Origin of the sequence: Chryseobacterium sp. IHB B 17019, from assembly GCF_001456155.1 — a bacterium.
GTDB lineage: Bacteria > Bacteroidota > Bacteroidia > Flavobacteriales > Weeksellaceae > Chryseobacterium.
Genome location: NZ_CP013293.1, coordinates 320,655 through 336,772 on the forward strand (window position 1 = coordinate 320,655; position 16,118 = coordinate 336,772).

The 16,118-nt window shown below is 36.6% G+C and carries 19 protein-coding genes; 7 read left to right on the plus strand and 12 right to left on the minus strand.

Annotated features, from left to right (window positions below; genetic code table 11):
• Nucleotide 1: 1 nt before the first annotated feature.
• Genes ATE47_RS01460 through ATE47_RS01495 form a run of 8 tightly spaced genes read right to left on the minus strand, consistent with a single transcriptional unit; the run spans nt 2 to nt 3,542 of the window.
• Nucleotides 2–220, minus strand: coding sequence for a PRTRC system protein C (locus ATE47_RS01460; protein ID WP_062160288.1), 219 nt, complete (start codon nt 218–220; stop codon nt 2–4).
• Between the two features lie 20 nt (nt 221–240).
• Entirely contained in the window at nt 241–771 is a 531-nt protein-coding gene (locus tag ATE47_RS01465; protein WP_062160289.1) for a PRTRC system protein E, read from the minus strand.
• Complete coding sequence (locus ATE47_RS01470; protein ID WP_062160290.1) at nt 758–1,123, minus strand: hypothetical protein; 366 nt, start codon at nt 1,121–1,123, stop codon at nt 758–760. Before ATE47_RS01470 ends, ATE47_RS01465 begins: the two co-directional genes overlap by 14 nt.
• The gene (locus tag ATE47_RS01475) at nt 1,107–1,340 is read right to left on the minus strand and encodes a hypothetical protein (RefSeq protein WP_150114755.1); all 234 of its coding nucleotides are present in this window, start codon (nt 1,338–1,340) and stop codon (nt 1,107–1,109) included. Before ATE47_RS01475 ends, ATE47_RS01470 begins: the two co-directional genes overlap by 17 nt.
• The gene (locus ATE47_RS01480; protein WP_062160292.1) at nt 1,321–1,521 is read right to left on the minus strand and encodes a hypothetical protein; all 201 of its coding nucleotides are present in this window, start codon (nt 1,519–1,521) and stop codon (nt 1,321–1,323) included. Before ATE47_RS01480 ends, ATE47_RS01475 begins: the two co-directional genes overlap by 20 nt.
• 23 nt (nt 1,522–1,544) lie before the next feature.
• A complete protein-coding gene (locus ATE47_RS01485) occupies nt 1,545–1,961 on the minus strand; it encodes a hypothetical protein (RefSeq protein ID WP_150114756.1) in 417 nt (138 codons plus the stop codon).
• 50 nt (nt 1,962–2,011) lie between these two features.
• Nucleotides 2,012–3,085, minus strand: coding sequence for a DUF932 domain-containing protein (locus ATE47_RS01490; protein WP_062160294.1), 1,074 nt, complete (start codon nt 3,083–3,085; stop codon nt 2,012–2,014).
• A 58-nt stretch (nt 3,086–3,143) separates the two neighbouring features.
• Nucleotides 3,144–3,542 carry a single-stranded DNA-binding protein gene (locus tag ATE47_RS01495; protein WP_062160295.1) on the minus strand — a complete coding sequence of 133 codons (399 nt, stop codon included), beginning with the start codon at nt 3,540–3,542 and terminating at the stop codon, nt 3,144–3,146.
• A gap of 802 nt (nt 3,543–4,344) precedes the next feature.
• On the opposite strand from ATE47_RS01495, the gene ATE47_RS01500 reads away from it, so the two are divergent.
• The 5 genes from ATE47_RS01500 (at nt 4,345) to ATE47_RS01520 (ending at nt 9,535) form a co-directional block, all read left to right on the plus strand.
• Nucleotides 4,345–4,779: a hypothetical protein gene (locus tag ATE47_RS01500; protein WP_150114757.1), complete on the plus strand. Its 435-nt coding sequence runs from the start codon at nt 4,345–4,347 to the stop codon at nt 4,777–4,779.
• A gap of 204 nt (nt 4,780–4,983) precedes the next feature.
• Nucleotides 4,984–5,166 carry a hypothetical protein gene (locus tag ATE47_RS01505; RefSeq protein WP_062160297.1) on the plus strand — a complete coding sequence of 61 codons (183 nt, stop codon included), beginning with the start codon at nt 4,984–4,986 and terminating at the stop codon, nt 5,164–5,166.
• 200 nt (nt 5,167–5,366) lie between these two features.
• Nucleotides 5,367–5,771 carry a hypothetical protein gene (locus ATE47_RS01510; RefSeq protein WP_062160298.1) on the plus strand — a complete coding sequence of 135 codons (405 nt, stop codon included), beginning with the start codon at nt 5,367–5,369 and terminating at the stop codon, nt 5,769–5,771.
• Between the two features lie 538 nt (nt 5,772–6,309).
• Nucleotides 6,310–7,080, plus strand: coding sequence for a hypothetical protein (locus ATE47_RS01515; protein WP_062160299.1), 771 nt, complete (start codon nt 6,310–6,312; stop codon nt 7,078–7,080).
• Complete coding sequence (locus ATE47_RS01520; RefSeq protein WP_062160300.1) at nt 7,073–9,535, plus strand: DEAD/DEAH box helicase; 2,463 nt, start codon at nt 7,073–7,075, stop codon at nt 9,533–9,535. Before ATE47_RS01515 ends, ATE47_RS01520 begins: the two co-directional genes overlap by 8 nt.
• A 264-nt stretch (nt 9,536–9,799) precedes the next feature.
• Here ATE47_RS01520 and ATE47_RS01525 read toward each other — a convergent pair whose 3' ends face one another.
• Nucleotides 9,800–10,819, minus strand: a complete 1,020-nt coding sequence (locus ATE47_RS01525) for a hypothetical protein (RefSeq protein WP_062160301.1) — start codon at nt 10,817–10,819, stop codon at nt 9,800–9,802.
• Nucleotides 10,820–11,216: 397 nt separating this feature from the next.
• Between ATE47_RS01525 and ATE47_RS01530 the strand changes: the two genes are divergently transcribed.
• A complete protein-coding gene (locus ATE47_RS01530; protein WP_062160302.1) occupies nt 11,217–11,423 on the plus strand; it encodes a hypothetical protein in 207 nt (68 codons plus the stop codon).
• An 892-nt stretch (nt 11,424–12,315) separates the two neighbouring features.
• Nucleotides 12,316–12,759: a hypothetical protein gene (locus ATE47_RS01540; RefSeq protein ID WP_062160304.1), complete on the plus strand. Its 444-nt coding sequence runs from the start codon at nt 12,316–12,318 to the stop codon at nt 12,757–12,759.
• 51 nt (nt 12,760–12,810) lie between these two features.
• Here ATE47_RS01540 and ATE47_RS01545 read toward each other — a convergent pair whose 3' ends face one another.
• From ATE47_RS01545 to ATE47_RS01555, 3 genes are read right to left on the minus strand one after another with little or no spacing between them, the layout of a single operon-like run.
• Nucleotides 12,811–13,968, minus strand: coding sequence for a UvrD-helicase domain-containing protein (locus ATE47_RS01545; protein WP_062160305.1), 1,158 nt, complete (start codon nt 13,966–13,968; stop codon nt 12,811–12,813).
• Nucleotides 13,952–15,595, minus strand: coding sequence for an ATP-dependent nuclease (locus tag ATE47_RS01550; protein WP_062160306.1), 1,644 nt, complete (start codon nt 15,593–15,595; stop codon nt 13,952–13,954). Before ATE47_RS01550 ends, ATE47_RS01545 begins: the two co-directional genes overlap by 17 nt.
• Nucleotides 15,596–15,640: 45 nt before the next feature.
• Nucleotides 15,641–16,033, minus strand: a complete 393-nt coding sequence (locus tag ATE47_RS01555) for a hypothetical protein (protein ID WP_062160307.1) — start codon at nt 16,031–16,033, stop codon at nt 15,641–15,643.
• Between the last annotated feature and the right edge of the window lie 85 nt (nt 16,034–16,118).

The window sequence follows — 16,118 nt, forward strand, 5'->3', positions numbered from 1 at the left end:
GTTAACCCTTTGTTCCCATTACACTCTCAAAGGAGTACTTGACTTTGTCATCTTCAATCTTGGGATGAGAAATTTTGGCTGTCGTCAAAATCGGATAGGTGTTTGCGTAAAAGTTAAGTACAGCATCCACACTCCATTTTGGTTCGGGATCGGTCAAAACGATTTCGTGACCTTTATCTGTGAATTTGAAAATTCTTTCAAGTTGCGTTGCTAATAACATGATGATTGTTTTTAAGTTAATTATTCGGTAGGTTCCCCAAAAAGGCTAGGGGCTAAAAATTTTTCAAGTTCCGACATTCGTTTACGGATAGCTTCCGCATGATCAGGGTAGTCGGCAATTTTTGGTAAAGCCGTCCAAGATTCCTTGTACTTCCTTTCTTTTTCAAGGTTGGCGGATTTCGACATGGCGTCCAGAAATTTCTTATCTTTTCCCTCGACAAGTTTTTTCTCCCTTTCGCTGTTCTGCTTTACCATTGCAGACTGTTTTTCGGCTTCCTCCACCTGTTTCAAAAAGGCTTCCATATTGGTCATCAGTCCCGACACCCGTTCCAATGGTGAGGTGATTGTTTCAAAAAAGTCTTCGTCCAGTTCTTCGGCTGTACCTTTTAAGGTACAGGGGACAATCAGGTTTTTCGCACGGTCTCCGCAGTTGTCGTTTTGAAGCAGTACCGACACTACCCAATTATTTTCTGTGCCCTGCCTAATGGTGATATTCAAATCACCAGTAATATTCATTTGGGCTATCTGAGTAAAAAAATTAATCGTTGCCATAGTTGTATCTTTTTTCAATTAATAATGCTGTTATTGTTTCTTCGCCCAAGTCCATTTCACGGAGCATGTTTTCATAATCAGCCATTGCTTTTTCAAATTCCCGTTGCCATTCTTCTCCTAAAAGTTGAAGCTTGTTTGCTGTACCGTTCTTATGGGCTTTCTGAATGGTTTTCAGGAGCTTGTCGGCATAGCATTTCTGTTTGCTTAACCTGCGATCGGCGAGTGCTTTCAGGATATACTGGTTCAATACATCGTAAAACGACATTGCCCGCATCGCATCGCTTTTCCGCAGGGCTTCGACATACCTGTTATAGAGCCATTCCGCGAATTCATTATTATTTCCGTAAGTCATGTTTATGATTTTTTAAAAGTGGTTTGTTACTGTTACGGTCATAGTTGACCTGATATCCACTTGTTTCAATGATTCCCTGCAAGAGATTCCTCGCCTGACAGGCATCCCAATCATCAGCTTTTGTCATATCCAAATAGTGAAGCCTTTCAAATTCCTTGACCATTCGGGCTATGATGCTCAAAGCCCTGTACTCTGTTTTATCTGCCAAATTGCTCATGATGTTTTTGGTTTTTGAGCTTTAATAATTTTTCATAGAAATCTTTCCAGTACGCCTGTCGTTCCTGATCGCTGGGAACGGGTGGGGTATGGTGCAGGTCTTTAAAAACCTTTGCCTGCTTGATAGCTTCTTTAAGGTTGGTCACCTCAATCTCGAAGCCGTTTAGATCATTAATTTTCATATAATAGGTTACTGTGGCATCAGTTAGCCATGATTGTTATTGTTTACTATTGTTAAAATCAATGGCTCGTCCCCAAAAAAGAAGTGTATTCCCTGTTTTAATTTGAGGTTGCATTCCTCTTTTGCTGAATACTCGACAAGGCAATAGATGGTGAATAATGCATCGTAACCATCAAATAACTGGTCGGCAAACCAACGGTGGTTTTTATGCAGTCTGCTCCCGCAATTTTTGATGGACTTATCAATATTCCTGACCAATGTGAACCAAAATTCCGCTGTTACCAATGTTCCTTTCCAGTTCGATCTGATCTCAGTTTCATTGTGTAAAAAAGTTGTGGTTTGCTGTTCGATGTATTGCACAATATTGGATAGTTCTTCGGGCAGTAGATGAGCCAGTAATCTTCCTTTTTCTACGTTGCCCATTTTTTCTAATGTTTTCATATTATTGGATTTAAAGGCAACCGCCAAAAGGCGGTCGCCAATGGTTAATACTAGTTGAAGCAAAGGGCATCACTTCCGATTTTTGAGAATGAGGTACACAGTTCAAATGCTTTTTGTGCTTTTCCCTGAGCTGTACCGCCCATTACGATAGATTGTAATTTGGCTTCGCTATCTTTGTACTTCCGTACATTTTGATAGTAGCCTGTCACAGCGTTGTACGCCCCGAACAGTGTGCCTTTGGTGGTTTCCATTTGCTGGGTATCGCTCGTCATAGCGTAGGCAAAGGCATCCTCCACGGTATTTTTGAAGACTGTTGAAATATCATCTTCATTGCCATTTTGCAGATGTGCCAGTGTTTCTTTGTTCGGGCATAGTGCCAACTGGATCAGTTCTTTAACCTCCCTGTCATTCACCTTCACTTTTGCCCACTCGTTAAAAATCCCCTCTAGTTGGGTTGCCATTCTGTTCGCCAGTCCCATGACTTTGTGGGCATCTTCCAAACGCTGTTTAGCACCTGCTGTATGTTTGATACGCACCACATTGGACATATTGCTGAATGCAGCGTTAAGGGTGTTCTGGCAAACAATCCTTACGGGGGTAAATGCAGCCGTGATACTTCCGCTACCATCGTGCGAGGTGGTCAGGAAAATATATTTTTCAGTTACATCGTCACCGTTTCCCACCCTGATATAATCGGGCAGTTTGGCGGTGATAAAGATGCGTTCCCCATTACCCAATGCTCCTGCGGTCTCGTACAGAATCCCGTCACCACAGCCTACAATGGCATCAAAAAATGCAAAGGCTTCGCGGTTCTGTACAATCTGATAATCTTTGCCCACTACACCCAATGCAGTATTGTTGTCCGTGCGGAGTGTTGCAAAATTGTTGGGAAGCAGAATATGATCAGGTTCTACGATTTCGCCCTCGTTTCCGATGGTTATTGATCTGCCCTGCGTAAATAAGGGTGCTTTGATCACGTCATAGTCCAATCCTGCGTGCTTAATGGCTTCTTCGCTTGTCGGAAAATCTTCTACAATCTGCCCTAAGCCGTGCCAAGCTTTTTCTTTAACACTAAAAAATGAGTATTTGCCTGTGTTTTCGTTGAAATTTAAATTATGTGCCATGATTGAAATTTTTAAGTTGTTAATTGTTTTGTTATGTGCTGTACTTTACTGGTGTTGGCTAAAATGGGAGATCGTCGTCCTCACTGCCGTTTGCAGTTTTGCTGTCCTTACCCTCTTTGGATGCAGTAGCTTTAGCACCATGCGTTTTTGTGCCACCTCCGTACACCGTGATTTCTGAAGTATGGAAATTGAGCCCTGCGTGTGCCTGTCCGTCACTTCCTAGCCACGATCTTACCGATGCCCTGCCCGAAAGCTCGACCAAAGTTCCTTTGGTCAGGATTTTAGCAACGTTGGTGCTGATCCAATATGCGCAGTCGAAATACGTTGTCTGCTCTATGCGTTCGCCCTGCTTGTTTTTGTAGCTGTAATTTGAAGCCACTGAGAAGTTCACTACCTGTTTGTCCTGCGACACTGTGCGTACCTGCGCATCGCGTGTCAATCGTCCGATGATGTTCATGTCCTTAAATTTTTGTAGGTTGTTGTACTTGTTGTTTCACTGCCCTGCCATGAATTTTTTTTGATTTATTCGGTATGAGATGGAGGAGCTGTTTCTTTTCACTCTGTTACCATTTCCAATGCTGTAGTTTTTCATAGCTGACATTTTTTTTATTCGTCTAAGAGCCGGAGTATGCTTTGTTTCTTTTCACGAGCAAAAAAGGTTAGTGTTTAGCAGGAGCAAGTTTTTGGCAAACAAATACTACCCGCAGGGTGGAGATTTTTTGCCAAATCCTGCAAGGACCCAACTTGCTGCTGCGTTAAGAACACGTTGTTACCTTTGCTCTTGAACTGAAACAAAAACAGCATCCCGGGTCTGACCTGTAAAAGACCAAAGTGGAAGTGATGAAAAACAGCATTAAGGAAATGGTCGAATGTGATGGGAACCAGTACATCAGTTATTACCGATAACTTTTAAAATATCTATAATCCAAAAGTCCTTGGTCTTATGCAATAAGTTATCCCGTACATGTGGGAGGGGTTTTAGGCAGAAAGGATAATTAAAGCTAAACTTCTTTATGATGGGCGTGCATATGAGATCATTACGCTATTTTTTATGAAGCACCTGTTGTGTTGAGAACCGCAATTGTCTAGTATTAATTTATTGATCCAATTGTGAAGCAAAGTGGGAGCTTAGAGGCTTCCTGGGCCGAGAGTAGTATCTGGTAGTTATTTGCCATATGCAACGCTCAAAACAAGTTTTTTTATAAAAAAAATAAAAAAAATCGGTACATTAGTCTTATTGATAACCAAATACTTAACCTATGAAAAAAATCATTTTGACCGCGTGTATGATTGTTGCTTTTACATATACGAAGGGAAGCATTGGAAGCCCAATTTCATTGGGAGGCCCCACGAAAAGTAAAACAATTAGTTTAAAATCTGCAAAAATTGACCTGAGTGCCTTTAAGTTTTTAGGTAACGGCTGGTATTCAGCCACCATTGATGGGATAACACTTACCTATTATGATGCTGACGCTTTTCTTAAAATGACTTGGGACGAGCCTTGGGAGGTTGTTTTTTTAAACGATGGAATTTTTTGGCAACAGAGTCCTTTGGGTAGTGGTATCGAGTACGGTCCTTACAAATTGTTTAATAACACCAACTATATCTTTACATTTCGAAGAGCGGGGGTGAGTGATAAAACAGTTGTCTTTCCGGTAACATATTGGGAACCGGAGATTCCACCGACAAACTAAAGTTTATGGCGTTTCAGTTAGGAATTAGTACCCTAAGAATACAACATCAACAAAGACCAGAGAACTTATCTCTGGTTTTTTTATCTTCGATAAAAAGTATCGGTATTTTTTGATATCCCTAAGGTTTTATGTCCGTTGACAACTTTAAAGGATTATAAAGTGTCTAAAGAAAAACTTAATTTAGATGAATAAAAGTAGAATGCTATGGCGGATAATTCAATCAAAATAAAGGAAATGCTAGATCGTTATTTAAATGGAAAATGTACCGAAGCTGAAATTGCTTTAATAGAATCTTCATATCTAAGCTATTCCGCTGATGCAGTCCCTTTAAATGAGGATCAAATTCGTGAAGATCTGGAGAGTATCCGCTCTAAGTTGCCTAAATAAGTCCTGATGATGCACAAACCAAATACCATTACCTACATCTAGTAATGACTATAGGCGTTGATATTATTCCTGCATGCACAAGGCACAACGGCAAGTTAGTTATGTATTATTAATGTTACGCGGAGCGTCTAGTAAATTGTGTTTTGGTGGCGAAAAGTTTTATAAATTTAATTCACTGGAATATTTCAAACTAAATCCTTATGAAAAAAATAATCTTTGTACTAACTCTCTTTGTGTCGTTTTTTGTTGTTCAGTCACACGCTTCAACACCGTTAAATAAAGGCATCACTTACAAGAATGTGCTTCTCAAGCCACAGCGCGACCCATATATCTTTTCGGAAGTATCCAATGGTATCCGTCTTTATTACGATCCTGGAGAATATATATTAAGACTAACCTTTGATGCACCAAGCGGTGATCCAAACTATGACTTGGTAGACGTAGAAGTTAATGACACAGCAGGTACTTCGAGCCTGACCAATTACAGTTCGGTTGAATGGGGCCCCTATCATTTATATTCTGGAGATCACGTTCGGGTCAGATTCAGGAATTCAATGACCCAACTGTCTAGTTTATGGGGTGATTTTATTGTAGTCTACCAATAACTGAATCAATTAAAAATTTTAAGTTTTCATTAAATTCATCAAAATATTCCGGAAAGAAGCCTGAACGTGAACCGATTCAGGCTTTGTTATTTATATAACCTCAAATTAACTAGGCTTATTAAATGAACAATTAGTGCGCTCAATAGCAATAAACAAAATAGAATATTGGAAGGGTGCCCTTTAGGGAAGTAGTCCGTTATGCCGTAGTCTTTTGGTGGGATGAGCACAAAGGCTGGCCGCATTACCTTGGCTGCCTTTTTATCTGTTTCTTGCTGAAAAACTCCTTTGATAAATTATTGAGTGCAACCGATTTCGAAAGTAGCAAAGCTTATAATAAGCGAGTTTAGAAGAGGATGGTTTCTAAGAACCTGCAAATATAAGGTAGAACCTGAATGACCTAAAATACCGAAATATCTTCAAAAATTCCATTAGAGATGACAAAAAATAGGAATAAAATATTTTTTTTATATTTAACGAAAGAATAATCTTTAATTAATGCCTCCTAATGTGATAAACCGAACAACAATATTTCACATCTATGTTTAGTAATCTAGATGTAATTTCAAATGATAAATCAGTCCTACATTTTATTAGTATAGAAAACTACAGCGCTGAATTAATTGAACGAATTTGCGCAGAAGTTGGAAAAATATGGAACGGCGATTTAGATGGCGAAGATGATTTAGATTTGATCAAAGCTGAGCTGCGTGAGTTATTCGATGGAAAAAGCGATAAACAGAAGCATGGTCTTGTATCCGAATTCATTTGTCATTTATATCTTAGATCCTCTGGATATGAGCAACATTTTCTATTCCGTAACCTGGAAGAAAAGGGAATGAAAAAAGGTTTTGATGGTTTGTATATACTGGATGACTATTATTGGCTTTATGAAAGTAAGTCTACTCTGCCGACAACGGCAGGGGCCTCTCATAATGCGAATATCAGTGAAGCATATAATGATCTGAAGAAAAAAGTTGAAGGTACGTACGATGAAACCAAAAAGAATAATCCTTGGAAAAATGCTTATAGCCATGCTGCTAATAGAGCTATCAAGGAGAATGCGACCTTATCTCAAACGTTAAAATCTTTTTCCAGTGATTATACATTAGGAAAGTATTATAACATATCGAACTTCAATGTAATACCAAGTTCAACGATTTATATGGACGCTGGCTGGACCGCTATTGATAGCGATGATTTGGGAGAAAAAATATTAGGATTGATAGACCGATATACTTGCAGGCAAATAGCAGTAATATGTCTGAATAAGAAAACTGTTGACGACTTTATCACTTTTATAAATGGATAAGAAACAATCCGGTTCTGAGAAAAAGCAACTAACTTCGTTAGGAAATAATGGTGAATTTATGACGGTCTTCGCGAAACTTGTTACTGATAACAATCAAATTTCCGAAAGCGAGCAAGAGTTTATATTGTCCTGTGCTGTACTATTTTTTCGCCATTACGACTTGGATAATAGGTATTTAAGTTACTTTAAAATAGGGTATTATATCGTTTTAAAATATGCCTTGCTATTTAATGATTATCGACCTCTATACGACATTAGTCTTCAGATTGGTTTTTACTCTATATCAGATTTCCTGCTTAATAAAAAAATAATTACCCCCGAAAGTCTAGATGAGGGAATGCTTAACCGATCCATAAAGAAACGCTATGTATCTGCCGAGAATTATGTCGAGACATTGGAGCAGAACTCATCTTCCGTATCTATATTGGAAAACTTGGACAAAAATATAGCCTACATTGCCCCAACTTCATATGGTAAGAGTTCCATCATTAGAGATGTAATTCAGAAAAACAATTTTTATAGAATCGGAATAGTTGTTCCGACTAAATCATTGTTGATACAAACTTATAATGATATAAGGGTACTTAATCTGGACTACAAGCTTATATTGCATGATGATATGTATGCACAAAACGAAAGGTTTATAGGTATCTTAACGCAAGAACGCGCTACTAGATTAATTGTTAAACATGGAGCGAATTTTGATGTATTGTTCATCGATGAAGCGCATAGTTTATTAGAACGGGATTCGAGGTCTTTTATCTTATCTCGCTTGATACAATTGAATGAAAAGAGAAATCCGCAGCAAAGGGTTGTCTATTTGTCTCCCCTAATTGATGAACCCGATAATATTAAATTAATTCAGACTACGGAGGCTAACATCTATAAAAGAAAAATTAAGCATGATTTCAAAGTAGCAGATGTCTATTTGTTTGAAGATGACAATAGTTTTATCTATGATAAGTTTACGGGAAATATATACAATCTAGATAGGCCACTTCAGTTCTTTTCATATATAGTATCAAATTCTAGGACAAAGAACTTTGTTTATCATAATCGGCCTAAAAAAATTGAAGAACTTTCCATAGGCTTAGCCAATCATCTGCCAGATATCAACTTGACTGAAGAGCTCAGAAGGATGATTAAGACTTTGAGGGACGAAGTTCATACATCCTTTTATCTGGTATCTCTACTTGAAAAGGGAATAGTTTACCTGCACGGTAAGATCCCTAATGTTGTAAAGGAATACCTCGAATACAAGTTCAAAACCATAACTCCGTTAAATTATATTGTTGCCAATAATGTAATATTAGAGGGTATTAACTTGCCCATAGACTGCCTTTTTATTACTTCTTCGTATGGCCTTGGCGGAAAGGAACTAACAAATCTTATCGGACGTGTCAATCGACTGAACTATGTTTTCAAGCACGAAAATCTAGAGCTTTTGTTGTCAAAGATTCACTTCATGAATAGTGCGGAATTCCATGGGAATAATGATATTAAAAATAAGATGAGGCTTCTGAGGGATCATAGTTTTGAGGACGAAATTAAGAATCCTTTGCTCGTTAAATATGACGTCGATAAATTAGGACTAAGCCCGGAAATGAAAGATAAACGAATTTTGGAAAACACCAAAATTGTAGCAGCGACAAATACAATACTAGCAGAAATTGGTGAGGATCCACGACTGTATTTGAAGAAGTATCTTGTAGAGAATTCAATAGACGATTTTTATAAAGATATAGATCTTGCAGTAGACGCTATCTACGAAAGACTGTCCAATTATCAATTTGCCGAAGGTCAAAAAGTAGTTGATATTGTCAGTTACATCTTTATTATAAGTAGTGAAAATAATATAAAGGATTTTGAAATTGAACGTCTTAAAAACCAAAAGGCTGTTAATTATTATAATAACTTTCTAGAAATCACTCAAAAACAGTCCTTAAAAGAAAAAATCAATCATACGTTCAATTATTTCAAAATTAAAGCTGCAACTAATGATCCACAACTATTTATAGGATCGTCATACGGAGAAGAAATTAGGTACAGCGAACAGTATAAACATGCAGAATATACTAGGCCAGTTTATGTCAACCTAAGCCAGAAGGACGATCAGAAATTAATTAATCTAGCGATAGTAAAGATTAAAATAGAGGAAGATTTTGTTAGTTTTAAATTAAACAAGTTGATCATTTTTCTGTTTGATTTTGAATTGATCCCAGAGGAATATTATTTGAATTATGTTTACGGTACTAATGATCCAAGACTTATAGAATTGATTCGATTTGGGTTAAATGTAAGTATTGTAAAAAAATTAAGTACGGATCAACAACGGGAAAATTTGGGTTTTGATCAGAATGGCAATCTTGTGTGCAATGCTAATTTTAGGCACTACCTTTCTACGCAATCCGAACTATTTCAGTTTGAATTAAATAAGTATTTAGGGGTTAACTAAGTATTATTCAAACATGTCACAGTTCCTCTCGTTTAAACGAAACTTTAATCTAATAAGATCTTTAAGCGCTGCTTATAATAGTGGCGCCGCATAATTTTGGAATCTTGCTAGGTATTAACACTATTACGATATCAATACCTAGAGCGAGTATAAATGAATAAAAAAGCATGTCTACCGAAAGTCACTTAGAAAGAAGTTTTTGGGGATAAAAGTGGAGGAAATTTTTCCCTGCTATCGATCTCAGCAATTTCATGTTATCTTTTTTCATATTCCATCAGGAGGGCTGATAGAGGCTCGCCTTTCGTATTGCACGCCATCGGCACCTAGGCTGAAGGCTTTTGTTGGACTCAATTGAATACGTTGTACTAATCTATCTCTTTTCCTAAAAGCATTGTTTGTTCCCACAATTTTTCCATCCTGTGTAATTAAATAGCTAAATTCCCATTTGTCTTTAGTATTTAAAAAAAAGTAGATTTCAACTATTTCCAATTGCAGTTGTAAATTCATGATTTTTTTATGAACTCTAAACAAATTTGCTGCGCTGAGACCTTTTTCAATTTTAGTTGGATCATCTGATTTGATCTGTAGCTCTATATATGGAGTTCCTGGAATTTCAAATATTGTAGTCAAGACTTTGTTTTTTGGAATCATTTCTCCTCTTATTAATCGAACAGATTCAGAAAGTTTTTTCTTAACAACCTTAAAATTGGATTTACACGTATTATAAAGGTCGTCAGCTATATCTTCTGCGATTTTCTCTCCCATTTTTGATAAAAAAGGTTTCAATAAAGGATAAAGAATAAACGCATAATTAGCCAGTGTAACTATAACTTGTGGATCTGGAATAAGATTCTTGCGGGTGTTAAGTTGGAGAGATACTTCTTCTTCGTACAGTTTTACTAATTTTTTACCAGTTTCATGGAGAGCAGCCATGCTGGGGAAATTGTTTTTATCAACTGCAATACGGAAGTTATCTTTCTTTTCATGTCCAATAAAAGAAACTGGTATACTAGTCTCTTCCATAAACAATTTATTGTCCCATGGTATAACAGTTCTATTCTTGTATAATATAGGTTCCACGAGGACATGATGAATGCCCTCCTTCTCTCGAATTTCAGCGTTATCAAAGTAGCCAATTGGCGGAATGTCCCTACGATGGTTAGCTAAGTACCGCATCTTGGTGTTTCCGTTGATTGCAACAACATAATCTTGCAACATTTTCAATGGAATATAGTCACCATGAAGATCAATAGTTGCCGATCTAATAATTACTTTTTCTGACATTTTAGGCTTTTTCTGGAATTATATAAGAAAGTTTGTCACAGAGTAAATTTACGAAAAATCAAGATAGATTCGGTTGCTCCTTGTACTATTGATAGTCAAATCGTACTTTTCTATTTACAGAAGATAACACAATTAGCAACAGATATTATGAATGCTGTTGGTAAAACCCAAGAAGAAAATGATGCAATATTACAGAAGTTTTTGGATAACGCCCCTAATCCAAATGCATCAGATTTGTTTTTTCTATGGAATATGAAGATTTAACAGCAGAAGAAATGATTGAAAAGGCTCTTTCTTATAAGCCTATTCATTTATAACTTGGTGGGTACATAGTTAATATTATCATTGGCTTCTTGAAATATAAAGCTGATTAACCATTTCTTCCTATCTTTGCATTATGGAAGAACTGGAACGAAAAATATTAGAAATTGTGAAAGAAAAACAAAAGAGAACCGGGGGAAATAACGGTAATTTCTTCGGCGATTTTGACCATCTACTAAACTTATCGATCCCAGAGCGGAATGCGTTTCTTGAACGCCTGGCAGCACAGAAAAAAATAGTCATCCGTGAGGGTTCAAATCAGCGTATGATTATGCTGCCTTAATCTGTACAAACCATAGAAATTAAATATTTCCTGTTGACTTTGTTTTTGCTGCTCAAAATACTCTTGAAAAACGATCGATATGAGCTTTCAAACATTTCGTGAAAAATTTACCGCACTGGCCAAAAAATTTAAATTCTTCTTACTAGCCGACCACAGAAAAGCCGTAGGTTAAAATTGCTGAACTAACGCTGATATTGCCTGCTTTAGGCCTGTTTTTATCTTTGGGAGTACTTTAACCAATTTGGAATAATATACTTTCTTTACTTTGATTTGAAGGACGCTGTTTTCAGCGCTTTACCCAGGGCAGATGCCGGTGATTTAAATTAGTGTTATCCTATCTCTGCTGGTTACAATCCTAATTCCTGATCTGTTCCGCAGGCGTGAAGGTGGAGATGCATCCGTTGAGTGGAGCTGGTGAAAGCGGACGAAATGGATTTTCCATACTTGCCATTATTATCATTACCATTTTTGTGCTGATGGGTTTTTATGTCCTGCTGAAAGCTTACGGATTTCCGACCACCGTCACCTTGATATTTTTAATTTTTGCAGGACTCTCTGGTTACTTCTATTTGTTTGTGCATTAGAACCTTGGATTCGGCATTGGTATATTGTTGGCCAATACATACATGTTTTTCGCAGCAAAAAAAGGTGCCAGCTATACTGCTACGGTTAAGCTCAGGTTCGATATTGTACTAAGCAAACATTCGGATGTGCCAATACTTTCTGAGAAAGATACTTGTAAATACCTCATATATAATAGCCAATTCCATGATCTTATATGTATTTTAAGTCTGGAGATAAGCTAACGTTGTTGCGGTTTTTCAATGATTAACGATCATCACATTTTTTAGTTAAAAAAAAAATAATATTTTAGAAGATACATTAAATCACTATGATTTTGAGAACACGACGTGAAAAACTAATTAATGAGTTTTGTGCCAATGGCAATTTAGAGACGTACCGCGTTATCCTGACCAAAATTCTTGACGAATTTCAAGCTAGTGGTGTCAAAATATCAGCACGTTACGATGTTGATTTTTCCAATTTTGAGGATTATAGTACAGACAATCACACACGAATTCGTATAAGTCTAAGGAACGTAGTAGAACCATTAGAAGTATTTTGGATACTTTTTCATGAGTATGGGCATTTTCAGTCACCTAAAAGAAAAGCACAAGACAATGAGGTGCTGAGGGAGGAGATGGCTTGGCAATATGCAAGCAGCACACTAAAAAATTATCCCGAATTGGCTAAGTATAAAGAGAGTTACGATGCATGTAGAAAACGCTGTCTCAATAGTTATTACCATAAGCACGGATTACCTTTAATTCAGTAACTAACGGAGAGATTTACTTACAGCATTAAGGATAATAAACAAAAATTTTTTCTAATTATATTTTCTTATACCTTCTATAAAAATTTCATCAGTGTAATCATATATAATCCCTACACTATATCTAGCTCTCGTAAGTGCTACGTATAGTTTTGCAATATCGAATGCATTTTTAACCCTCGTTTTGCCGGACTTATCCTTTACGGTTTTCGTTAAAAGCCCATCTTTTAGATACTGAATAATAGGTTCAGTTGGATGTATCAGTACCCGGTCAAAGCCGAGACCTTTACAATTTCCATAATTCCATTCTGGTTCAATGGCTGAATGATATTTTAGTATAGTGGGAGAATATTTTCCGATATACTCTTTAATTTGGTTTTTTTTAACTAGAAAAATACCGCTGTGATCATTAACTGCATTTCTGCATTCAATACAATCGCATGGCATACTTGGAGGCAAATCGGGATATAACTTGGAGGAAAAATCACATATTTCAGCACTGTTCCTATGAGAATATTGTAATGTTAGTTCATCAACAACACAGTCCCTTTTGCATTTATCGAGTATGAATTGTTTAATCTTACCATCTTTATACTGATTGTTCTTTTTCTCATTGTGTGTTAGGTAAGTAACTTGACGCGGGTCTCCAACTAATGTGGTCTTAATCTTTGTTTTAAAAAATAACCTTAATAGTTCAAGATCGTTACCAGCAAGATCCTGAACTTCATCGATGAATAAATGGTCATATATTTTTGCGAGCCTATTAACCACCATTCCATTCGATTTTTCATTACATCTGATAACAAATTTTGAAAGCTTATCAGAATAAATCTTGCCGCTGGTAGTAAAATAATGCTTGAGAAAATCTTTCTCTTCTGTAAACGGCACTGATATCCCTTTACTATTTCGATAGTTGATTCCTGAGGACGCGTTGACCAACAACATACCGTTAATATTGCCATCAAACAAAGTGCCCTGATAAGGTTTGACCCCATGTTGTATAAGGAACGAAAACCAGGTCTGTATTGTTATATTGGCGGGTATGGAGCCATTAATTTCGTAAAATTTTTTCCTTATCTCTTTCTCGTTCGCTTCTGTATATGTGGTGATTACGACAGTTTCATACAAAATTTCTAATGCTTGGCGTACCAGATAAGTGGTTTTGCCAGATCCGGCTACCGAAATGATCAGTTTATTATTTGGCAATTGCATCAAGGATATATTTTGGAAATTCTAATTCTTCGCTGGATTTAAAAATTTTCAATGCACAAGCTGTTTTATTTGAGTGCATATAAAGATGCAATTCTTCTTCAGTCTTGTTAACCCCAAGTATCTTATTAATTTTGGCTACTCCATTCGCTTTTAGAAATTTAGGTTCCAAAGTATTGTAATTAAATGACTTTTGACCGATGAACAGCTGTCCCGAATCAACAACTTCGTCAAAACATATTTTGATAAAAGATTTAATGTTAGCACCTAAATAGTCTTTATATTTTTCCTTAATGGCATCAACTTTACCATCACTGTCAGTCACTACGCAGACCGGTTTCTCAATTTTACTAGCAATCTGTAGAAAGCGTAAGAAACTTGTTCCAACAGAAATAACATCTATCTGATCTTGGATTGGGAGTCTTCCGTTGTTTTGATCCATATATGCACGCTGTACTAAAAGTTCATCGCAATCTCCCTCGACTAAAATCGCCTTTTTGCAAAGTATTAATCTAAGAGTATCATAGCCGGGCAATTTTTCAAAAAACTCCTCTGTATCGTGCGGTAGATCGGATAAGACGACTGGAATCTTATTGTCAATTATTATAAGATTTTCGAGCCCAAGTTTGTTGGCTACAAAACTGCTATGCGTAGAAATGAGAATTTGCTTCTCAATACATTTGTCATGAATATCCTGGATCAGTTGATTTAGTTTCGAGTGGGATAGATGGTTTTCTGGTTCCTCAAGAAGTATAATATTGGCTTCTTTGGATTTTTTATGCTCGAGAGCTAATTTGGTCTTTATGACAGCCTGCTCACCCTTTCCAATGTGTTGAAACGGAATGTCTTCAACCGCAGTCAGGAAGCTTGATTCCCAAGCATCCTTAGAGGAAAGGTCTATAGTTAACTTCAATTTCTTTTCTACTGATCCATCGACTGCTATTCCGTTAATTATCTCATTTACCTTTTTTACTGAAAAATCATTGACAAACGCACTCTGTAGGCGCCGATGGGCATGAGCAAGACCATTCCTGTCTTTTTCATCAAGATGATTGCGTAATATATGAGATATATAGACATCAGAACCATTCTTATATCTGCTTGAGCTAGAATCGATCAGAGCGGACTTAACTGGTATCTTTCTAGGAGTAATAGGTTCTCTAGCACAGGTTGTCCAATTTACTTCGTAAAACTCTATGGGCAGTGCAGAGATATTTCCTTCTGACACATATTCATTGTACTCTGATCTGTATTTTTCAGCTAACGCAATTTTAAAACAGATGCCGCACTCGTTCTTTTTAGTACTATTTCCATCACCTTCAAAAAAGGGTAGATCATCACCAGCGATAAAAATCTCAATGCTTATTTCTGGCGGCGGTAATGGCTTAAGTGTATTTAAACTTAGAAGATACTCTTGTACTGATTGATAATTAAAATAATATTCTGAAAGATCGTTTATAAAATATCTTCCATTTGAAAGACCTGATAAAGCAAGATGGATCGCTTCAAGTATAGTCGATTTTCCAGTTTCATTATTTCCTACAAGGATATTTAGTCCTTTTTTTAATTCAAGGCTAAACGTGTCGCGATATGATTTGAAATTCTTTATAATTACTTTACTGATATGCATAGCTAAGAATTTAATGGTGGTTTATATTTTGGTCGGCCATGCGATTTAATTATTATCCTCAAAGCATAAGTATCTGTCAAAAGGTTTTGCTAGTTCGGAATCTGGAACCCAAGGAAATGTACGATCATAACTTTTGCCCTCATAAGATTGTAAATGTTGAACAATGTCATTTCCAAATAAATAGTAAGCTTTTTGGGCGTATGGAGCGATATCGTCCCACTCCAAACACATTCTGGTTGCTCCCAAACTTTCTGGTCCGGTGGTTTTCCATAGTTCCTCAAAATCTTGCAAAAACTGATACCGTCTATCAAAAAGATCATCCTTTCTTTTCCTAATCTGTAGCTTGTAATTTTTTATTCCAATATAAATTCCTATAATGGCAACTGTAGGTGTTAGAAAGGCAGCGGATATAGTAATTATATTTTTTATGAGTTCCATTTTTATTTAGAATTTGTAGAGGTTAATTTTTCCTTTTTTTTAAAAAAAAGCGCCTAATATTTCGGCATCTTCCGATGAAATCTGT

Excerpts from the sequence above, each read along its gene's own strand:
- ATE47_RS01480 (WP_062160292.1), bottom strand. The coding sequence starts at position 1,521 with ATGAAAATTAATGATCTAAACGGCTTCGAGATTGAGGTGACCAACCTT.
- ATE47_RS01485 (WP_150114756.1), bottom strand. The coding sequence starts at position 1,961 with ATGAAAACATTAGAAAAAATGGGCAACGTAGAAAAAGGAAGATTACTG.
- ATE47_RS01465 (WP_062160289.1), bottom strand. The coding sequence starts at position 771 with ATGGCAACGATTAATTTTTTTACTCAGATAGCCCAAATGAATATTACT.
- ATE47_RS01530 (WP_062160302.1), top strand. The coding sequence starts at position 11,217 with ATGGAAGAACTGGAACGAAAAATATTAGAAATTGTGAAAGAAAAACAA.
- ATE47_RS01505 (WP_062160297.1), top strand. The coding sequence starts at position 4,984 with ATGGCGGATAATTCAATCAAAATAAAGGAAATGCTAGATCGTTATTTA.
- ATE47_RS01545 (WP_062160305.1), bottom strand. The coding sequence starts at position 13,968 with ATGCAATTGCCAAATAATAAACTGATCATTTCGGTAGCCGGATCTGGC.
- ATE47_RS01515 (WP_062160299.1), top strand. The coding sequence starts at position 6,310 with ATGTTTAGTAATCTAGATGTAATTTCAAATGATAAATCAGTCCTACAT.
- ATE47_RS01490 (WP_062160294.1), bottom strand. The coding sequence starts at position 3,085 with ATGGCACATAATTTAAATTTCAACGAAAACACAGGCAAATACTCATTT.
- ATE47_RS01520 (WP_062160300.1), top strand. The coding sequence starts at position 7,073 with ATGGATAAGAAACAATCCGGTTCTGAGAAAAAGCAACTAACTTCGTTA.
- ATE47_RS01495 (WP_062160295.1), bottom strand. The coding sequence starts at position 3,542 with ATGAACATCATCGGACGATTGACACGCGATGCGCAGGTACGCACAGTG.
- ATE47_RS01525 (WP_062160301.1), bottom strand. The coding sequence starts at position 10,819 with ATGTCAGAAAAAGTAATTATTAGATCGGCAACTATTGATCTTCATGGT.
- ATE47_RS01550 (WP_062160306.1), bottom strand. The coding sequence starts at position 15,595 with ATGCATATCAGTAAAGTAATTATAAAGAATTTCAAATCATATCGCGAC.
- ATE47_RS01500 (WP_150114757.1), top strand. The coding sequence starts at position 4,345 with ATGAAAAAAATCATTTTGACCGCGTGTATGATTGTTGCTTTTACATAT.
- ATE47_RS01460 (WP_062160288.1), bottom strand. The coding sequence starts at position 220 with ATGTTATTAGCAACGCAACTTGAAAGAATTTTCAAATTCACAGATAAA.
- ATE47_RS01475 (WP_150114755.1), bottom strand. The coding sequence starts at position 1,340 with ATGAGCAATTTGGCAGATAAAACAGAGTACAGGGCTTTGAGCATCATA.
- ATE47_RS01555 (WP_062160307.1), bottom strand. The coding sequence starts at position 16,033 with ATGGAACTCATAAAAAATATAATTACTATATCCGCTGCCTTTCTAACA.
- ATE47_RS01540 (WP_062160304.1), top strand. The coding sequence starts at position 12,316 with ATGATTTTGAGAACACGACGTGAAAAACTAATTAATGAGTTTTGTGCC.
- ATE47_RS01470 (WP_062160290.1), bottom strand. The coding sequence starts at position 1,123 with ATGACTTACGGAAATAATAATGAATTCGCGGAATGGCTCTATAACAGG.
- ATE47_RS01510 (WP_062160298.1), top strand. The coding sequence starts at position 5,367 with ATGAAAAAAATAATCTTTGTACTAACTCTCTTTGTGTCGTTTTTTGTT.